At 60.1% G+C, this 17,898-nt stretch carries 17 protein-coding genes; 15 read left to right on the plus strand and 2 right to left on the minus strand.

The annotated features are described in order from the left end of the window. Positions 1-13: 13 nt before the first annotated feature. The 9 genes from ACODTO_RS19255 to trpE all read left to right on the plus strand — a co-directional run bounded on the left by ACODTO_RS19255 (position 14) and on the right by trpE (position 9,931). A complete protein-coding gene (locus ACODTO_RS19255) occupies positions 14-643 on the plus strand; it encodes a response regulator (protein ID WP_041023954.1) in 630 nt (209 codons plus the stop codon). Positions 644-979: 336 nt separating this feature from the next. After that, positions 980-2,104, plus strand: a complete 1,125-nt coding sequence (locus ACODTO_RS19260; protein WP_139640577.1) for an ABC transporter ATP-binding protein — start codon at positions 980-982, stop codon at positions 2,102-2,104. A gap of 53 nt (positions 2,105-2,157) precedes the next feature. Then, on the plus strand, positions 2,158-3,201 hold the full coding sequence (locus tag ACODTO_RS19265; RefSeq protein WP_047702277.1) for an ABC transporter substrate-binding protein: 1,044 nt from the start codon (positions 2,158-2,160) through the stop codon (positions 3,199-3,201). A gap of 201 nt (positions 3,202-3,402) precedes the next feature. Then, positions 3,403-4,650 (plus strand): ABC transporter permease, encoded by a 1,248-nt coding sequence (locus ACODTO_RS19270; RefSeq protein ID WP_175362418.1) that lies wholly within the window; start codon positions 3,403-3,405, stop codon positions 4,648-4,650. Between the two features lie 12 nt (positions 4,651-4,662). Beyond that, positions 4,663-5,487 (plus strand): ABC transporter permease, encoded by an 825-nt coding sequence (locus tag ACODTO_RS19275; RefSeq protein WP_041023958.1) that lies wholly within the window; start codon positions 4,663-4,665, stop codon positions 5,485-5,487. Positions 5,488-5,661: 174 nt separating this feature from the next. Then, the gene (locus ACODTO_RS19280) at positions 5,662-6,810 is read left to right on the plus strand and encodes an iron-containing alcohol dehydrogenase (RefSeq protein WP_489106913.1); all 1,149 of its coding nucleotides are present in this window, start codon (positions 5,662-5,664) and stop codon (positions 6,808-6,810) included. A gap of 78 nt (positions 6,811-6,888) precedes the next feature. Continuing rightward, a complete protein-coding gene (gene rpe, locus ACODTO_RS19285; RefSeq protein ID WP_041023607.1) occupies positions 6,889-7,563 on the plus strand; it encodes a ribulose-phosphate 3-epimerase in 675 nt (224 codons plus the stop codon). Beyond that, entirely contained in the window at positions 7,560-8,378 is an 819-nt protein-coding gene (locus tag ACODTO_RS19290) for a phosphoglycolate phosphatase (RefSeq protein WP_489106914.1), read from the plus strand. Before rpe ends, ACODTO_RS19290 begins: the two co-directional genes overlap by 4 nt. 71 nt (positions 8,379-8,449) lie before the next feature. Next, positions 8,450-9,931: an anthranilate synthase component I gene (gene trpE / locus ACODTO_RS19295; RefSeq protein ID WP_489106915.1), complete on the plus strand. Its 1,482-nt coding sequence runs from the start codon at positions 8,450-8,452 to the stop codon at positions 9,929-9,931. 129 nt (positions 9,932-10,060) lie between these two features. Here trpE and estP read toward each other — a convergent pair whose 3' ends face one another. Further along, a complete protein-coding gene (estP, locus tag ACODTO_RS19300; RefSeq protein ID WP_489106916.1) occupies positions 10,061-11,959 on the minus strand; it encodes an esterase EstP in 1,899 nt (632 codons plus the stop codon). A gap of 402 nt (positions 11,960-12,361) precedes the next feature. On the opposite strand from estP, the gene ACODTO_RS19305 reads away from it, so the two are divergent. The 4 genes from ACODTO_RS19305 to ACODTO_RS19320 are packed head-to-tail and all read left to right on the plus strand — an operon-like array spanning position 12,362 to position 15,547. Then, positions 12,362-12,955 carry an aminodeoxychorismate/anthranilate synthase component II gene (locus ACODTO_RS19305; protein WP_019693903.1) on the plus strand — a complete coding sequence of 198 codons (594 nt, stop codon included), beginning with the start codon at positions 12,362-12,364 and terminating at the stop codon, positions 12,953-12,955. Positions 12,956-12,964: 9 nt separating this feature from the next. Further along, positions 12,965-14,014 carry an anthranilate phosphoribosyltransferase gene (gene trpD / locus ACODTO_RS19310; protein ID WP_047702270.1) on the plus strand — a complete coding sequence of 350 codons (1,050 nt, stop codon included), beginning with the start codon at positions 12,965-12,967 and terminating at the stop codon, positions 14,012-14,014. Beyond that, positions 14,011-14,847, plus strand: coding sequence for an indole-3-glycerol phosphate synthase TrpC (gene trpC, locus ACODTO_RS19315; RefSeq protein ID WP_489106917.1), 837 nt, complete (start codon positions 14,011-14,013; stop codon positions 14,845-14,847). Before trpD ends, trpC begins: the two co-directional genes overlap by 4 nt. A gap of 4 nt (positions 14,848-14,851) precedes the next feature. Continuing rightward, on the plus strand, positions 14,852-15,547 hold the full coding sequence (locus ACODTO_RS19320) for a lipoate--protein ligase family protein (RefSeq protein WP_489106918.1): 696 nt from the start codon (positions 14,852-14,854) through the stop codon (positions 15,545-15,547). Here the strand turns inward: ACODTO_RS19320 and crp are convergent. Next, the gene (gene crp, locus ACODTO_RS19325) at positions 15,544-16,188 is read right to left on the minus strand and encodes a cAMP-activated global transcriptional regulator CRP (protein ID WP_041023614.1); all 645 of its coding nucleotides are present in this window, start codon (positions 16,186-16,188) and stop codon (positions 15,544-15,546) included. The two genes, ACODTO_RS19320 and crp, sit on opposite strands and share 4 nt — an antisense overlap. Positions 16,189-16,426: 238 nt before the next feature. Between crp and ACODTO_RS19330 the strand changes: the two genes are divergently transcribed. Both ACODTO_RS19330 and speD read left to right on the plus strand, forming a co-directional pair. Next, complete coding sequence (locus ACODTO_RS19330; protein WP_003206127.1) at positions 16,427-16,849, plus strand: OsmC family protein; 423 nt, start codon at positions 16,427-16,429, stop codon at positions 16,847-16,849. A gap of 239 nt (positions 16,850-17,088) precedes the next feature. Next, on the plus strand, positions 17,089-17,883 hold the full coding sequence (gene speD / locus ACODTO_RS19335) for an adenosylmethionine decarboxylase (RefSeq protein ID WP_024777437.1): 795 nt from the start codon (positions 17,089-17,091) through the stop codon (positions 17,881-17,883). The last annotated feature ends 15 nt before the right edge of the window (positions 17,884-17,898 follow it).

A 17,898-nucleotide genomic window follows, 5' to 3' on the forward strand; every position in this document is an offset into this window, starting at 1 on the left:
TCTGGAGAAGAACGTGATCCGTGTACTGGTAGCCGAAGACCACACCATCGTCCGTGAAGGCATCAAACAATTGATCGGCCTGGCAAAGGATCTGGTGGTGGCGGGAGAGGCGAGCAACGGCGAGCAGTTGCTCGAAACCCTGCGGCACGTGCCCTGCGAAGTGGTGCTGCTGGATATTTCCATGCCGGGGGTCAATGGCCTGGAGGCGATCCCGCGAATCCGTGCGCTGAACAATCCACCGGCGATCCTGGTGTTGTCGATGCATGACGAGGCGCAGATGGCGGCCCGGGCGCTGAAGGTCGGTGCGGCTGGCTACGCGACCAAGGACAGCGACCCGGCATTGCTGCTCATGGCGATTCGTAAAGTCGCGGCAGGCGGTCGTTACATCGACCCGGACCTGGCCGACCGCATGGTGTTCGAAGTCGGCCTGACCGACGCGCGCCCGTTGCATTCGCTGCTGTCCGAGCGCGAGTTCTCGGTCTTCGAACGTCTTGCCCAAGGTGCCAACGTCAACGACATCGCCCAGCAGTTGGCCCTGAGCAGTAAAACCATCAGCACCCACAAGGCGCGCTTGATGCAGAAGCTCAACATTACTTCGCTGGCGGAACTGGTGAAGTATGCGATGGAGCATAAGTTGCTCTAGGCCCGCCACAGATCCTTTGTGGGAGCGAGCCTGCTCGCGATAGCGGTGGGTCAGCTTGCATCAATGCTGAATGTGCCGCCGTCATCGCGAGCAGGCTCGCTCCCACAGGGCGCTCGAGTTGGCATGTCCATTTGCGACATGCCTCAGAGCACGCAATTTCAGCGTTTATCACAAAAGCCCCGACGCTTTTATCCAATCCCGCCGTCCTTGTAGGGCGATCCCTACCCCGACTCTTCCATCCGCCTGAGGCGATTCTCTCCTGCGCCCCGATTTGCGTGGGCACGAGGCTCCACTAGGCTTGATTCACAAGCAGTCATCAATACAAAAGGTGCGGGTATGAGCCAGGTCGATTCAAGCGCGGGGACCAGTGATGTGCTGGTCAGCTTTCGTGGTGTGCAAAAGAGCTACGATGGCGAGAACCTGATCGTCAAGGACCTCAACCTGGACATTCGCAAAGGCGAATTCCTGACCTTGCTCGGGCCGTCCGGCTCCGGCAAGACCACCAGCCTGATGATGCTCGCGGGTTTTGAAACCCCAACCGCCGGTGAAATCCAGTTGGCCGGCCGTGCCATCAACCATGTGCCGCCCCACAAGCGCGACATCGGCATGGTGTTCCAGAACTATGCCCTGTTCCCCCACATGACCGTCGCCGAGAACCTGGCGTTCCCATTGACCGTGCGTGGCCTGAACAAGAGCGATGTCAGCGACCGCGTCAAACGGGTACTGAGCATGGTCCAGCTGGACACCTTCGCCCAGCGTTACCCGGCGCAATTGTCCGGCGGCCAGCAGCAGCGTGTCGCCCTGGCCCGGGCGCTGGTGTTCGAGCCACAACTGGTGCTGATGGACGAACCCCTCGGCGCACTGGACAAGCAACTGCGTGAACACATGCAGATGGAAATCAAACACCTGCACCAGCGTCTCGGCGTGACCGTGGTCTATGTGACCCACGACCAGGGCGAAGCCTTGACCATGTCCGACCGCGTGGCGGTGTTCCATCAGGGCGAAATCCAGCAGATCGCCCCGCCGCGCACGCTCTACGAAGAACCCAAAAATACGTTCGTCGCCAACTTCATTGGCGAAAACAACCGTCTCAGCGGTCGCCTGCACAGCCAAACCGGCGATCGCTGCCTGGTGGAGTTGGGCCGTGGCGAAAAGGTCGAGGCACTGGCGGTCAATGTCGGCAAGCCTGGCGAGCCGGTGACCCTGTCGATCCGTCCGGAGCGGGTGAGCCTCAACGGCGCAAGCGAACAATGTGTCAACCGCTTCTCAGGGAGGGTGGCGGAATTCATCTATCTGGGCGACCACGTCCGGGTTCGCCTGGAAGTCTGCGGCAAGAACGACTTCTTCGTGAAACAGCCGATTGCCGAGCTCGATCCCGAGCTGGCCGTCGGAGACGTGGTTCCGCTTGGCTGGCAGGTTGAGCACGTGCGTGCGCTCGACCCACTTCTAGAGGCGAATTGATCGCCCCCCTGCTGTAATCAACACACCAACCCTGCATGTGGAGAGAACAATAAATGTTGAGATCCCTGAAGTTCACCGCCCTGACCCTGGGCATGATGGGTGCGGCAAGCGCGATGGCGGCGGGCCCGGACCTGACCGTGGTGTCTTTTGGCGGGGCGAACAAGGCGGCTCAGGTCAAAGCCTTTTACGCACCGTGGGAAGCGGCCGGCAACGGCAAGATCGTGGCTGGCGAGTACAACGGCGAAATGGCCAAGGTCAAGGCCATGGTCGACACCAAGAGCGTCTCGTGGGACCTGGTTGAAGTCGAGTCCCCTGAATTGTCCCGTGGTTGCGACGAAGACATGTTCGAGCAACTCGACCCGGCGCTGTTCGGCAAGACCGAAGACTACGTCAAGGGCGCCATCCAGCCTTGCGGCGTAGGCTTCTTCGTATGGTCGACCGTCCTGGCCTACAACGCCGACAAACTGAAAACCGCGCCGACCAGTTGGGCGGATTTCTGGGACACCAAGCAATTCCCGGGTAAGCGTGGCCTGCGCAAGGGCGCCAAGTACACCCTGGAATTCGCCTTGATGGCCGACGGTGTCGCGCCAAAAGACGTCTACAAGGTGTTGGCTGGCAAGGATGGTCAGGATCGCGCGTTCAAGAAGCTCGACGAACTCAAGCCGAACATCCAGTGGTGGGAGGCCGGCGCACAGCCGCCGCAGTACCTGGCCTCCGGTGACGTGGTCATGAGCTCGGCCTACAACGGCCGGATCGCCGCGGTACAGAAAGAAAGCAACCTGAAAGTGGTGTGGAACGGCGGTATCTACGACTTCGACGCCTGGGCCATCCCGCGCGGCCTGGACAAGACCCGCGCCGAAGCGGCGAAGAAATTCATCGCCTACTCGGTGGCGCCACAGCAGCAGAAGACCTACTCGGAAAACATCGCCTACGGCCCGGCCAACACCCAGGCAGTACCGTTGCTGTCCAAGGATGTCTTGAAAGACATGCCGACCACCCCGGAAAACATCGCCAACCAGGTACAGATCGATGTCAGCTTCTGGGCTGACAACGGTGAGCAACTGGAACAGCGCTTCAACTCCTGGGCTGCGAAGTAACCCGACCCGCTGAAGGCTGGATAGGGTCCATGTGGGAGCGAGCCTGCTCGCGATAGCGGTCTGTCAGACACATCGATAATGAATGCGTCGCAGCCATCGCGAGCAGGCTCGCTCCCACAGGACGTCAGTCTCGGGTGTTTCAAAAGAACAGGGGCGGCACACCGTCCCTGTAACGATAAAAAAAGATTTGCGGAGTTCGCCATGGCCATCGCCGTTCCACTGAACGCGGGCACCAGCCCCACCTTGAAGCAGCGGCTCAAGCGCGCCGAGCGGGTCAACCGCTGGAAGGCCCAGGCCTTGATCGCGCCGCTGGTGCTGTTTCTGTTGCTGGTGTTCCTGGTGCCAATCGTGGCGCTGTTGTTCAAAAGCGTCAGCAACCCGGAAGTGGTCGGCACCATGCCGCGTACCGTGGCTGCTATTGCAGCGTGGGATGGGCGCGGTTTACCTGGGGAACCGGTGTACAAGGCCGCCAGTGAAGACCTGGCCGAAGCGCGCAAGAATCAGACTCTGGGCGACTTGTCCAAGCGCCTGAACATGGAATCGGCCGGCTATCGCAGCCTGCTGACCAAGACCGCTCGTGCGTTGCCATTTGCCAGCGAGCCGCCTTCTTATAAAGAAGCACTGGAAAACCTCGATGAGCGTTGGGGCGATCCTGCGTATTGGCAGGTGATCCGCCGCAATACCAGCAACGTCACCCCCTATTACCTGCTGGCGTCCGTCGATCATCGCATCGACGACCTCGGCGAACTGGCCCCGGCCACACCTGACCAGGCGATCTACCTCGACATTTTTGCCCGTACATTCTGGATGGGCCTGGTCATCACCGCGATCTGCCTGGTACTGGCTTATCCACTGGCCTACCTGTTGGCGAACCTGCCGTCGCGCCAGAGCAACCTGCTGATGATCCTGGTGCTGCTGCCGTTCTGGACTTCGATCCTGGTGCGGGTGGCGGCGTGGATCGTGCTGTTGCAATCCGGAGGCCTGATCAACAGTGCCCTGCTGGCCATGGGCGTCATCGACAAGCCTCTGGAGTTGGTCTTCAACCGTACCGGTGTCTACATTTCGATGGTCCACATCCTGCTGCCGTTCATGATCCTGCCGATCTACAGCGTGATGAAGGGCATCTCGCCCACCTACATGCGGGCGGCGATTTCCCTGGGCTGTCATCCATTTGCCAGTTTCTGGCGGGTGTACTTCCCGCAGACCTATGCCGGTGTCGGCGCCGGTTGCCTGTTGGTGTTCATCCTCGCTATCGGCTACTACATCACCCCGGCGTTGCTGGGCAGCCCGAACGACCAGATGGTCAGCTACTTCGTCGCGTTCTACACCAACACCAGCATCAACTGGGGCATGGCCACGGCGCTCGGCGGGCTGCTGTTGCTGGCGACCATCGTGCTTTATCTGATTTACAGCTGGCTGGTGGGCGCCAGTCGCCTGCGCCTGAGCTAAGGGGAGATCGAAATGCTGAGTCCTTACATGTCTCCCGTCGAACGGGTGTGGTTCTACTGCTTGCGTACGCTCTGCGGACTGATTCTGTTGTTCCTGATCCTGCCGGTGCTGGTGATCGTGCCACTGTCGTTCAACTCCGGCAGTTTCCTGGTGTATCCGCTGCAGGGCTTTTCGCTGCACTGGTATCAGGACTTCTTCGCCTCGGCCGAGTGGATGCGGGCGTTGAAGAACAGCATCATCGTGGCCCCGGCTGCCACGTTGCTGGCGATGGTCTTCGGTACGCTGGCGGCCATTGGCCTGACCCGTGGCGATTTCCCGGGCAAGGCGCTGGTCATGGCGCTGGTGATTTCACCTATGGTGGTCCCGGTGGTGATCATCGGCGTGGCCAGCTACCTGTTCTTCGCGCCGCTGGGAATGGGCAACAGTTTTATCTCGTTGATCGTGGTCCACGCGGTGCTTGGCGTACCGTTCGTCATCATCACCGTCTCGGCGACCTTGCAGGGCTTCAACCATAACCTGGTGCGAGCCGCCGCCAGCCTGGGCGCTTCGCCATTGACGGCGTTTCGTCGGGTGACCTTGCCGTTGATCGCTCCGGGTGTGATCTCCGGGGCGTTGTTCGCCTTCGCGACTTCATTCGATGAAGTCGTGGTGACCCTGTTCCTCGCCGGCCCCGAGCAGGCCACCCTGCCACGGCAGATGTTCAGCGGCATTCGCGAAAACCTCAGTCCTACCATCGCGGCGGCGGCGACGCTGTTGATCGCCTTCTCGGTGATCCTGCTGCTGACCCTGGAGTGGTTGCGTGGGCGTAGCGAGAAACTGCGTACCACCCAAGCCTGAGTACTCTGTGGGAGCGAGCCTGCTCGCGATAGCGGACTGACATTCAGCCTCTATGTTGAATGTCCCACCGCTATCGCGAGCAGGCTCGCTCCCACAAGGACTTGCGGCGTATTCACGATCCGCAATACCGAGCTATCCTTGTGCCAGCCCATATTCGAACAAGAGGCCGTGCACATGAGTCTTTCCTCATTCAAGATCGCCCACAAACTGATCACCGGTGCTGCTGCCATTGAGCAACTGGCGGCCGAGCTGACACGGCTGGATGTGGATAACCCGCTGATCGTCACCGACGCCGCGCTGGTCCGGTCCGGCACCGTGGACCTGGCCCTGCAGCACTTGGGCGGGCGCGACTACGAGATTTTCGACCGGGTCATGCCGGACCCGGAGATCGCCATCGTCGAAGATTGCATGCAGGCCTACCGCGACGGCGGCCATGATGGCCTGATCGGCCTCGGCGGTGGCAGTGCCATCGACATTGCCAAGTGCGTGGGCGTCTACGCCGGTTATCACGGCGAGCTGCAGGACATGTTCGGTGTCGACCAGGTCCCCCGCAAGGGCCCGCCGATGATTGCCATTCCCACCACGGCGGGGACCGGCTCGGAGGTCACCAACGTGGCGATCCTTTCCGACAAGGCTGCACAATTGAAGAAGGGCATTGTCAGCGATTATCTGTTGCCGGACGTGGCGCTGGTCAGCCCGCAGATGACCCTGACCTGTCCTCCCGGCGTGACCGCGGCCAGTGGTGTCGATGCGCTGGCTCATGCTGTCGAGTCCTACCTTTCGCTCAATGCCTCGCCGATCACCGATGCCCTGGCCATCGGTGCGATCAAACTGATCAGCCGCGCGTTGCCCAAGGCCTTTGCCAACCCGGCTCACCTGCAGGCCCGCGAGGATATGGCAACCGCCAGCCTGATGGCCGGCATGGCGTTCGGCAATGCCGGGGTCGGCGCGGTGCATGCGCTGGCTTATCCATTGGGCGGGCGCTTTCACGTGTCCCATGGCGTCGCCAACGCCTTGCTGCTGCCCTATGTCATGCAGTGGAACAAAATGGCCTGCGTGGAGCGCATGCGGGATATTGCCGAAGCGATGGGCATAAAGACCGGCCACTTGAGTGATCTTGAAGCCGCCGACGAAGCGGTGAAGGCCATGGCCGCGTTGTGTAGCGCCGTAGAGATCCCCAAGGGCTTGAGCGGCCTGGGTGTCACCGAGGACGTGATTCCGTCCATGGCCGTGGAGGCTGCGGGGATCGAGCGGTTGATGCGTAACAATCCACGCAAGCTGAGCGTCGCTGATATCGAGAAGATCTACCGCGCAGCGTATTGATCGTCGGCCACGGTGGGCGCGCCAAACCTTGAGGTATACAATGCGCGCCATCGCGATTTCGCTCAAAACAGGTGCGTCATGCAGCCCTTCGCCATTGCTCCGTCGATTCTCTCCGCCGACTTCGCCCGCCTGGGCGAAGAAGTGGACAACGTCCTGGCCGCCGGGGCCGACATCGTGCACTTCGATGTCATGGACAACCACTACGTCCCCAACCTGACCATCGGCCCGATGGTTTGCTCGGCACTGCGCAAGTACGGCATCACCGCGCCGATCGACGCGCACCTGATGGTCAGCCCGGTGGACCGTATCGTCGGCGACTTCATCGAAGCCGGTGCCACCTACATCACGTTCCACCCCGAAGCCACGCTGCACGTCGATCGCTCCTTGCAGTTGATCCGTGAGGGCGGCTGCAAGGCTGGCCTGGTGTTCAACCCCGCGACACCGCTGGACGTACTCAAGTACGTGATGGACAAGGTCGATATGATCCTGTTGATGAGCGTCAACCCTGGTTTCGGCGGTCAGAAGTTCATCCCGGCGACCCTCGACAAGCTGCGCGAGGCCCGTGCGCTGATCGATGCCTCGGGACGTGACATTCGCCTGGAAATCGACGGCGGCGTGAACGTGGGCAATATCCGCGAGATCGCCGCGGCCGGCGCCGACACCTTCGTTGCAGGTTCGGCGATCTTCAACGCGCCGGACTACAAGGAAGTCATCGAAAAAATGCGCGCCGAACTGGCTCTGGCCCGTCCATGAGCGGTTTCGAGCAGCTGTTCCCCGGCAGCCTGCCGCGTCTGGTGATGTTCGACCTCGATGGCACACTGGTCGATTCGGTCCCGGACCTCGCGGCAGCGGTGGACGACATGCTGCTCAAGCTCGGACGCCCGCCTGCCGGCCTCGAGGCGGTGCGCCATTGGGTTGGCAACGGTGCGCCCATGCTGGTGCGCCGGGCCCTGGCCAATCACATCGACGCCCTGGGAGTCGATGACGCCGAGGCCGAGCGAGCGTTGGAGTTGTTCAACGAAGCCTATGAAGGCAATCACCCGCTGACGGTGGTCTACCCCGGTGTGCGCTCGACCCTCAAGTGGCTGCACAAGCAAGGCGTGGAAATGGCGTTGATCACCAACAAGCCAGAACGCTTTGTCGCGCCGTTGCTGGACCAGATGAAAATCGGCCGCTACTTCCGCTGGATCATCGGCGGCGACACCTTGCCGCAGAAGAAGCCCGACCCGGCGGCGCTGTTCTTCGTCATGAAAATGGCCAACATCCCGGCCTCCCAATCGTTATTTGTCGGCGACTCGCGCAGCGATGTGCTGGCGGCGAAAGCGGCGGGGGTCAAGTGCGTGGCGCTGAGTTATGGCTACAACCACGGCCGGCCGATCGCTGAAGAGTTTCCCTCGCTGGTGATCGACGACCTGCGCCTGTTAATTCCCGGTTGCCTGGACCCGGCCGCTGAGATAACGTTGCCCGATGCTGTTCAATCCTCTTCTGGAAACGCCATCGTGGTGGTCACTCGCAAACTCTGGATGAAAGTCATGAAGGCCCTGGCCCGCTGGCGTTGGCGCGCCTGACTTGATCCTGGCCGGTTATCCGGCGCGTTTGCATACCTGACTGTCAGCTCCTCTTGCCACGAGGCACCCTCATGATCCGCGAAGAATTCCTGCGCCTGGCCGCTGCCGGCTACAACCGTATCCCGCTCGCCTGCGAAACCCTGGCCGACTTCGACACACCGCTGTCGATCTACCTCAAGCTGGCCGACCAGCCCAATTCCTACCTGCTCGAATCGGTGCAGGGCGGCGAAAAATGGGGCCGTTACTCCATCATCGGCCTGCCGTGCCGTACGGTGCTGCGGGTCTATGACCATCGCATCAGCGTGACCCACGACGGCGTCGAGATCGAAAGCCACGAGGTCGAAGACCCGCTGGCCTTCGTCGAAACCTTCAAGGCCCGCTACAACGTGCCGACCATCCCCGGTCTGCCACGGTTCAACGGTGGCCTGGTGGGGTATTTCGGCTACGACTGCGTGCGCTATGTGGAAAAACGCCTGGGCACTTGCCCGAACCCGGACCCCCTGGGCGTGCCGGACATCCTGCTGATGGTTTCCGATGCGGTGGTGGTCTTCGACAACCTCGCTGGCAAGATGCACGCGATTGTCCTGGCGGATCCTTCCCAGGACGATGCTTACGAGCAAGGTCAGAAAAGCCTGCAGGACCTGTTGGAGAAGCTTCGTCAGCCGATCACCCCGCGTCCGGGGCTGGATTTCAGCAAGCAGGCGGCGGCCGATCCAGTGTTCCGTTCCAGCTTTACCCAGGCCGATTACGAAAGGGCCGTCGATACCATCAAGGAATACATCCTGGCGGGCGACTGCATGCAGGTGGTGCCGTCGCAACGGATGTCCATCGACTTCAAGGCCGCGCCCATCGATCTGTACCGGGCATTGCGCTGCTTCAACCCGACGCCTTACATGTACTTCTTCAATTTCGGTGATTTCCACGTCGTGGGCAGCTCGCCGGAAGTGCTGGTGCGAGTCGAGGACAACCTGATCACCGTGCGACCGATTGCCGGCACCCGCCCTCGTGGCGCGACGGAGGAGGCGGATCGGGCGCTGGAAGAGGACCTGTTGTCGGATGCCAAGGAAATCGCCGAGCACCTGATGCTGATCGACCTGGGCCGCAACGATACCGGGCGGGTTTCGGAGGTCGGCTCGGTGAAGCTCACCGAGAAGATGGTCATCGAACGTTATTCCAACGTGATGCACATCGTGTCGAACGTCACCGGCCAGTTGAAGGCCGGGTTGACGGCCATGGACGCCTTGCGGGCGATCCTGCCGGCGGGGACCTTGTCCGGTGCGCCAAAAATCCGCGCGATGGAAATCATCGATGAACTGGAACCGGTCAAGCGTGGTGTATACGGTGGTGCCGTGGGCTATTTCGCCTGGAACGGCAACATGGACACCGCCATTGCCATCCGGACGGCCGTGATCAAGAACGGCGAACTCCATGTGCAGGCCGGTGGCGGCATCGTTGCCGATTCGGTACCAGTGCTGGAATGGGAAGAAACCCTGAACAAGCGCCGGGCAATGTTCCGTGCCGTAGCGCTGGCCGAGCAGACTCCGAGCGACTGAGTTCACCTGCATCTGTGAGCCACAATCACTGTGGGAGCGAGCCTGCTCGCGATTGACGGCGGCACTTCAAGAGCAATGTGTCTGATGTGTCGCCATCGCGAGCAGGCTCGCTCCCACAGGGGGCCTCGATCAAAAGTCCAGACTGACCCCGACATTCACCCCTTGCTGGGTGAAATCATCATCCTTGCGCAATGTGTAGCCGCCCCGCAGCGCCAGATCGTTGGTTAATTTGTGGCTGACTCCCAGGCTCAGGCGATTCAGGTGACTCTGTGGCGTGTAGCCTTCAAGCGTGAAGTCGTTGGCTGGCAGGCTGTTGAGGGCAATGTTCACCTTCTGCGTGTCATCTTCATACTCACGTTCGTGGGCGTACTCGCCAAACACCTGGGTCTGGCGGGTGAAGTTGTATTTGCCCTGTAAGCCAATGCCCAGGCGTTTCGAGTCACGGGTCTGATCATCGAATGTCAGGGCCGTGGAACGGTTGCTCTTCTCGGAATAACCGTCGACTTCCACCTTCGCATAATCGGCACTGATGAACGGTGACAGGTGCCATTCACTGCCGGGTCGGGCAATGTCGTAGCCCACGCGACTGCTGAACGCCCAGAGACGACCGTCGGTATCGCCTTTTTCCTGTGCCTGGCTGGCGCCCAGGTCGAACTTGCGTTCCAGGTTGTCGTAGTCGAGCTTGCCGCCGGTCAGCGCAGCATCGGCCCACCAGCGATTCTGCTGGAACTGGGCAAAGGCGGTGGCCAGGTAGCTGTTGAGCGTGTAGTCCGAGTCGTTATGACCTGCTTCCATGTCCTGGCGATAGAAACCAGCGGCCACCCCGACGCGCCAGGCTTCGCTGAGGCGGTAACTGCCTCCGATATTCAGGCTCTGGCCACTGCCATCGGCGCTGACGCTGTTGCTCTGGCTGTCCAGGTCCAGATGCTGGCCGCCGCCCGCGACGATCGCTCGCCACTGACCGACCGCTTGCCAGCTGTCCCAGTCCGATTGCCATTGGTTGCGTAGCTCGTCCTGGTGGGCACGGAGCGTCGAATGGGCCATTTCAGGCAGCAATGTCAGCTCCCAGGGTGCCGAGAGCAGGGAGTAGGCATAGTCGGCGATCAGCTTCTGTCCGGCTTCGGTGGGGTGGACCGAATCGTTGTAGACCAGTTTGCTCGGATCAGGTGTGGCGCTGTGGATGCCATAAGTCGGGTTTTCCGTGCAGCCATTACCGCTGAAACAAGTAGCGACGAGGTTCGTACCACTGGCAAAGCCGAATCGTGCGGGGGCGGCGAAGCTTTCCTGCAGCAACAGTGGAACATTCAGTGGAATGACTTCGGCGTCGATACCTTGCAGTCGGGTGATCAACTGCTGGTTGAACTGGTTGCTGAGTTGCGAGACAGCACTCTGCAAAGGGGTGCCATTCAAGGCTGGTGTCAGGCCGAGGTCGGGCAGCAGCCAGACCATTACGTATCGGGCGCCCGCCGTTTGCAGGGTCTGGACACTGTCGGCCAGGCGGTTCGCGGCGGCGCGCGCCTGCACAGGGCTTAACACCAGGCCTTGGAGAAAATCGTTACCGCCTCCGGAAATGTAATACAGGGCGTTCGGGTCGGCGCGCCGTCCGTTGGCCAGGTAGCCGGCACGACTACGTTCGCCGGTATCGGAAACGGTGGTGATCGAGTCGAGAATCTGGTCGGTGCGATAGCCACCCACGGCCCAGTTGTTGCCATCCGCCAGGCCCGTGCTGGCACGGGCCGCCGAGGTCGAGGCGGCGGTTTCATCGGCGGAGTAGCCCAACCGTCCACCGAGCAGTTGGGTGGCGTTGGCGGAATAGACCTCGCCGCTGCCATCCAGGTAGACCGGGCCGGTACGGTTGGTAAAGCGTCGGGTTGCCCCGGCCGGTCCGTCGGGGTCGGTGAGCTGGCCGGCGTCGTTGAGGCTGTCGCCGAAGACGATGAAGCTGGAGTAGGGGGCTGCGCTTGCTTGGGTACTGGCCATCACCAGCAGGCAAGCGGTGACGGGAATGAACAACGTTTGTCTGATCATGGGCAAAGTCCGTTTTGTCTTGTCGTTGTTGGAATAACGACAGCGCCAGACTGTTTGCGTTCGGCCATCCATCCGGAACGTTGCGATTGTTTGCAAGCCCGTCGTGTCGCTCATATTGCGCGCTCCGCCTAGCTAAGCTACTGTGCCCGGACGTATGAACGAGACTTCCCCCGTGTCGATTGTCAGCAAACTTCTGGATCAAATGATCAAGGCTCACGCCCGTTGGCGTTGGCGCGCCTGACCGTTCTCTGCCGGCTTTGCCGGACCTGTACCGATTTGCCTTTTTTACCCGCTTGAAAGCCGTTTCGCTGGTGCACGATATGCCCGGCCAAGCGCAGTACCGTGCGGGTTCTCTTCGAAGGCTGTATTTAAAGTCAGTGAATTCAATAGGTTGCTTACGCCATGTTGCTGATGATCGATAATTACGACTCCTTTACCTACAACGTTGTGCAGTACCTCGGCGAGCTGGGCTCCGAAGTGAAAGTGGTGCGCAACGACGAATTGACCATTGCCGAGATCGAAGCCCTCAAGCCCGAGCGCATTGTGGTTTCACCAGGCCCGTGCACGCCGACCGAAGCGGGCGTCTCCATCGAAGCCATCAAGTATTTCGCCGGCAAACTGCCCATCCTGGGGGTCTGCCTGGGCCATCAGTCGATCGGACAGGCCTTTGGCGGCGATGTGGTGCGGGCCCGGCAGGTCATGCACGGCAAGACCAGTCCGGTATTTCATGAAGACAAGGGCGTGTTCGAAGGCCTGAACCGTCCGCTCACCGTCACCCGCTATCACTCCCTGATCGTCAAGCGCGAAACCCTGCCCGACTGCCTGGAGCTGACCGCATGGACCCAGTTGGAAGACGGATCGGTGGATGAAATCATGGGATTGCGCCACAAGACGTTGAACATCGAGGGTGTGCAGTTCCACCCCGAGTCCATCCTTACCGAACAGGGCCACGAGCTGTTCGCCAATTTCCTCAAACAAACCGGCGGCACGCGCTAAGGACTTTCCATGGATATCAAGACAGCCCTGGGTCGTATCGTTGGTCATCTCGACCTGAGCACCGACGAGATGCGCGATGTGATGCGCGAGATCATGACCGGACAGTGCACGGATGCGCAGATTGGCGCATTCATGATGGCCATGCGCATGAAGAGTGAAAGCATCGACGAAATCGTCGGCGCAGTCTCGGTGATGCGCGAGCTGGCGGACAAGGTCGAACTCAAGACCCTGGACGGCGTGGTGGATGTGGTGGGCACTGGCGGTGATGGTGCCAATATCTTCAACGTGTCCACTGCCTCGGCCTTCGTCGTCGCGGCCGCCGGTTGCACCGTCGCCAAGCATGGCAATCGGGCGGTTTCAGGCAAGAGCGGCAGTGCCGACTTGCTGGAAGCGGCCGGCATCTACCTGAACCTGACGCCGGTCCAGGTGGCGCGCTGCATCGATAACGTGGGCATCGGCTTCATGTTTGCCCAGACCCATCACAGTGCCATGAAACATGCCGCGGCCCCGCGTCGTGACCTGGGCCTGCGTACCTTGTTCAACATGCTTGGCCCGCTTACGAATCCGGCCGGCGTGAAACATCAGGTGGTGGGCGTGTTCAGCCAGGCGTTGTGCCGGCCGTTGGCGGAAGTCCTGCAGCGCCTGGGTAGCAAGCACGTTTTGGTGGTTCATTCGAAAGATGGACTGGACGAGTTCAGCCTGGCGGCACCGACGTTCGTGGCTGAACTAAAAAATGACCAGATCAGCGAATACTGGGTCGAACCTGAAGACCTGGGTATGAAGAGCCAGAGTCTGCACGGCCTGGCGGTGGATGGACCGGCCCAGTCGCTGGAGCTGATCCGTGATGCCCTGGGGCGTCGCAAGACCGAGAATGGCCAGAAGGCCGCAGAAATGATCGTGCTCAACGCCGGCGCTGCGTTGTACGCCGCCGACCACGCCAGCAGCCTCAAACAAGGCGTGGAACTGGCCCATGATGCATTGCATACCGGCCTGGCTCGGGAAAAGCTGGAAGAACTGGGTGCCTTTACAGCCGTATTCAAAGTGGAGAACGAAGGATGAGCGTGCCAACGGTTCTGGAAAAAATTCTGGCCCGCAAGGCTGAGGAAGTAGCCGAGCGCAGGGCTCGGGTCAGTCTGGCCGAGTTGGAAAGCCTGGCGCGTGCAGCGGATGCTCCCCGTGGCTTTGCCAACGCACTGATCAATCAGGCGAAGAAAAAACATCCAGCCGTGATTGCCGAAATCAAGAAGGCTTCTCCCAGCAAGGGTGTGATCCGTGAGCACTTCGTGCCGGCTGATATTGCCCGGAGCTACGAGAAGGGCGGTGCGACTTGCCTCTCGGTGCTCACCGATATCGATTTTTTCCAAGGGCACGACGACTACCTGAAGCAGGCGCGTGCGGCGTGCAAGCTGCCGGTGATCCGCAAGGATTTCATGGTCGATCCCTATCAGATCGTGGAAGCCCGAGCATTGGGGGCCGACTGCGTGCTGTTGATCGTCTCCGCGCTGGACGATGTGAAAATGGCCGAACTGGCCTCCGTCGCCAAGGATGTAGCGCTGGATGTGCTGGTCGAAGTGCATGATGGCGACGAGCTGGAGCGGGCCCTGAAAACCCTCGATACCAAGCTGGTCGGTGTGAACAACCGCAACCTGCACACCTTTGAAGTCAGCCTGGAAACCACCTTGGACCTGTTGCCGCGTATCCCCCGTGATCGCCTGGTCATCACCGAAAGTGGCATTCTCAATCGGGCCGATGTCGAACTGATGGAAGTCAGCGACGTGTACTCGTTCCTGGTGGGTGAAGCGTTCATGCGGGCTGAAAGTCCGGGGACTGAGTTGCAACGCTTGTTCTTCCCCGAGCGTGGCACTCCGGTGACGGGTTCGGCGCTGGATTGATCCGATGCCGTCGGTGATCTCTCTTTGCGTCGAAGCTGGCCTGCAAGCCGAACAGGAACTGTTGGCCAGTATCTGCGCGGGCGATGCCGAATTTGGCCTGCTGTTCTGGCGACCCAATGACCGTGCGTTGGTGATGCCGCGCCGTTTGAGTCGCCTGCCGGGGTTCGACCTCGCTTGCGAAGTTTCGGCTGCCAACGGCTGGCCTGTTCTGCTGCGCGAAACCGGTGGCGAGCCGGTGCCGCAATCGGCCGCGACGGTCAACATTGCGCTGGTCTATGCACCACCCCGTAGCGAAGGCGACCACGGTCGGATCGAAACCGCGTATCGCCGATTGTGCGATCCCATCTGCCAGTTGCTGGACGAACTGGGCGGTGTGGCTTCGCTGGGCGAGGTGGACGGAGCGTTTTGCGACGGGCGATTCAACGTCAATCTCGACGGTCGGAAAATGGTCGGCACCGCTCAGCGCTGGCGTCAGAGCAAGGGGGGGCAACGCCCGGTAGGTCTGGTGCATGGGGCGCTGTTGCTGGAAAACGAACGCGATTCGATGGTCGCCGCAGTCAACCGCTTCAATGAAGCCTGCGGTTTGGAGCAACGCGTGCGTGCCGGGAGCCACATCGCCCTGCACGAGAAATTCCCGGCCCCCCATGCGCTGGAGCGACTTGAGGGGCTTTATCGGGATCTATTCCGCGCACTGGTCTAGCGCGTTCCGAACACCACCATGGTCTTGCCCTTGACGTTGACCAGGTTGCGTTCCTCCAGGTCCTTGAGCACACGCCCCACCATCTCCCGCGAGCAACCGACAATCCGACCGATCTCCTGCCGGGTGACCTTGATCTGCATGCCATCGGGGTGCGTCATGGCGTCGGGCTGCTTGCACAGTTCCAGCAGGCAGCGGGCGACGCGACCGGTCACGTCGAAGAAGGCGAGGTCGCCTACCTTGCGGGTGGTATTACGCAGACGCTGTGCGATTTGTCCGCTAAGTACGTAAAGAATGTCGGGGTCTTGCAGGGATAACTCCCTGAATTTTCCATAGCTGATTTCCGCGACCTCACATTCGATCTTGCTCCGTACCCAAGCGCTGCGTTCCTGTTCCTTGCCCGCCTGTTCGAACAACCCCAACTCTCCGAAGAAGTCTCCGGAGTTGAGATAAGCGATGATCATTTCCCGGCCGTCGTCATCCTCGATCAGGATCGTGACCGATCCCTTGATGATGAAAAACAGGGTGTCTGAACGGTCGCCTGCACAAATGATGTTGTGTTTGGCTGGATAGCGGCGACGCTGGCAATGCATCAAGAGCTTGTCGAGATTCTTGATCTTGAATGTGGGAGTAATGGCAACCATGGTTGTGTCCCGAAATACTGCGCGATGTGTTGGTCTGGTTTTTCTTATGGGCGTGAATGGCAAATCGCTATGAGCTGGCGATAAGCCAGTGGTGGGGCGCCAGCTTAACAGAGGCACTCTCAATTGATTCGAGAATTTACCTGGATGGAGATGGTCCAGGCGACTTACGGCAAGGGCTGCCATGCCGAGGGGCTGTGCTAAGCTGGCGACCCTTTTTTTAGACAGTGGAGTCTTGGCGATGAAGGCACGCATCCAATGGGCTGGCGAAGCCATGTTCCTCGGTGAGTCGGGCAGCGGTCATGTGGTCGTCATGGACGGCCCGCCGGAAGCCGGTGGTCGGAACCTGGGTGTCCGGCCAATGGAAATGCTTCTGCTGGGTGTAGGAGGTTGCAGTAACTTCGACGTTGTCAGCATTCTCAAGAAGTCGCGCCAGGCGGTCGAAAGTTGTGAGGCTTTCCTGGAAGCGGAGCGCGCCACCGAAGACCCGAAAGTGTTCACCAAGATCCACATGCATTTCGTGGTGAAGGGCCGGGCCCTGAAGGAAGCCCAGGTCAAGCGTGCCATCGAGCTGTCCGCCGAGAAATATTGCTCGGCTTCGATCATGCTCGGCGCAGCCGGTGTTGAAATCACCCACGATTATGAAATCATCGAATTGGGTTGAATCGACATCCAACTATCATAAAAGCGGTGCAAGCTCTGGCGATCGGAAGCCGACGTCTGCATAATGCGCCACTTTTTTCAGGGCAGTGGCCGGTCTTCTGACCGGTCGCTTGTCTGGACAGACAACCAAAATCGCCATCGCGAAGAGGTGTTAACCGTCCTACGCAGATGCGTTGTTCGCATCTGACGGGCATGCTTGATCACGCGGCCGGGCCGCAATACACAGAGAGTTTTCAAACGGTGAAAAGCAAACTCAAGCTCCATGGTTTCAACAACCTGACAAAGACCTTGAGCTTCAACATCTATGACATCTGCTATGCGGAAACCCCGCAAGACCAGCAGGCCTACGTCGAGTACATCAATAAAGAGTACAACGCCAAGCGCCTCACGCAGATCCTCACGGAAGTTGTCGATATCATTGGTGCCAACATCCTGAACATCGCCAGTCAGGACTATGAACCCCAAGGCGCCAGCGTGACCATTCTGATCTCGGAAGAGCCGGTGACACCGACCGACAGCCAGATCGAAGAGTCCCCGGGCCCGTTGCCCGAAATTATCCTGGCCCACCTCGACAAGAGCCACATCACGGTGCACACCTACCCGGAAATACATCCGGTAGACGGTATTGCAACGTTCCGTGTGGACATTGATGTTTCGACCTGTGGCGTCATTTCACCGCTCAAGGCACTCAATTTCCTGATCCACCAGTTCGACTCGGATATCGTGACCGTGGATTACCGCGTGCGTGGTTTTACTCGCGATGTGGAAGGTCACAAGCACTTCATCGATCACGAGATCAATTCGATTCAGAACTACCTGTCCGAAGATACCCGTGACGCGTATCAGATGACCGACGTGAACGTGTATCAGGAAAACCTGTTCCACACCAAGATGCTGCTCAAGGACTTTGAACTGGACAACTACCTGTTCGGCGATGCCACCAGCAACCTGTCTGCTGAACAGCGTGACCAGGTGGAAGAGCGTGTGAAGCATGAGATGCTGGAAATTTTCTACGCACGCAACATGCCGCGCTGAAATTTCAGATGCAAA

It is taken from the genome of Pseudomonas sp. FG13, assembly GCF_057809755.1.

What these genes read in the sequence shown, in the direction of transcription:
- trpC (WP_489106917.1), top strand. Translation starts at nt 14,011, where the DNA reads ATGAGCGTGCCAACGGTTCTGGAAAAAATTCTGGCCCGCAAGGCTGAG.
- rpe (WP_041023607.1), top strand. Translation starts at nt 6,889, where the DNA reads ATGCAGCCCTTCGCCATTGCTCCGTCGATTCTCTCCGCCGACTTCGCC.
- ACODTO_RS19260 (WP_139640577.1), top strand. Translation starts at nt 980, where the DNA reads ATGAGCCAGGTCGATTCAAGCGCGGGGACCAGTGATGTGCTGGTCAGC.
- ACODTO_RS19330 (WP_003206127.1), top strand. Translation starts at nt 16,427, where the DNA reads ATGAAGGCACGCATCCAATGGGCTGGCGAAGCCATGTTCCTCGGTGAG.
- ACODTO_RS19305 (WP_019693903.1), top strand. Translation starts at nt 12,362, where the DNA reads ATGTTGCTGATGATCGATAATTACGACTCCTTTACCTACAACGTTGTG.
- ACODTO_RS19290 (WP_489106914.1), top strand. Translation starts at nt 7,560, where the DNA reads ATGAGCGGTTTCGAGCAGCTGTTCCCCGGCAGCCTGCCGCGTCTGGTG.
- ACODTO_RS19275 (WP_041023958.1), top strand. Translation starts at nt 4,663, where the DNA reads ATGCTGAGTCCTTACATGTCTCCCGTCGAACGGGTGTGGTTCTACTGC.
- trpD (WP_047702270.1), top strand. Translation starts at nt 12,965, where the DNA reads ATGGATATCAAGACAGCCCTGGGTCGTATCGTTGGTCATCTCGACCTG.
- ACODTO_RS19280 (WP_489106913.1), top strand. Translation starts at nt 5,662, where the DNA reads ATGAGTCTTTCCTCATTCAAGATCGCCCACAAACTGATCACCGGTGCT.
- ACODTO_RS19270 (WP_175362418.1), top strand. Translation starts at nt 3,403, where the DNA reads ATGGCCATCGCCGTTCCACTGAACGCGGGCACCAGCCCCACCTTGAAG.
- crp (WP_041023614.1), bottom strand. Translation starts at nt 16,188, where the DNA reads ATGGTTGCCATTACTCCCACATTCAAGATCAAGAATCTCGACAAGCTC.
- ACODTO_RS19265 (WP_047702277.1), top strand. Translation starts at nt 2,158, where the DNA reads ATGTTGAGATCCCTGAAGTTCACCGCCCTGACCCTGGGCATGATGGGT.
- estP (WP_489106916.1), bottom strand. Translation starts at nt 11,959, where the DNA reads ATGATCAGACAAACGTTGTTCATTCCCGTCACCGCTTGCCTGCTGGTG.
- trpE (WP_489106915.1), top strand. Translation starts at nt 8,450, where the DNA reads ATGATCCGCGAAGAATTCCTGCGCCTGGCCGCTGCCGGCTACAACCGT.
- ACODTO_RS19320 (WP_489106918.1), top strand. Translation starts at nt 14,852, where the DNA reads ATGCCGTCGGTGATCTCTCTTTGCGTCGAAGCTGGCCTGCAAGCCGAA.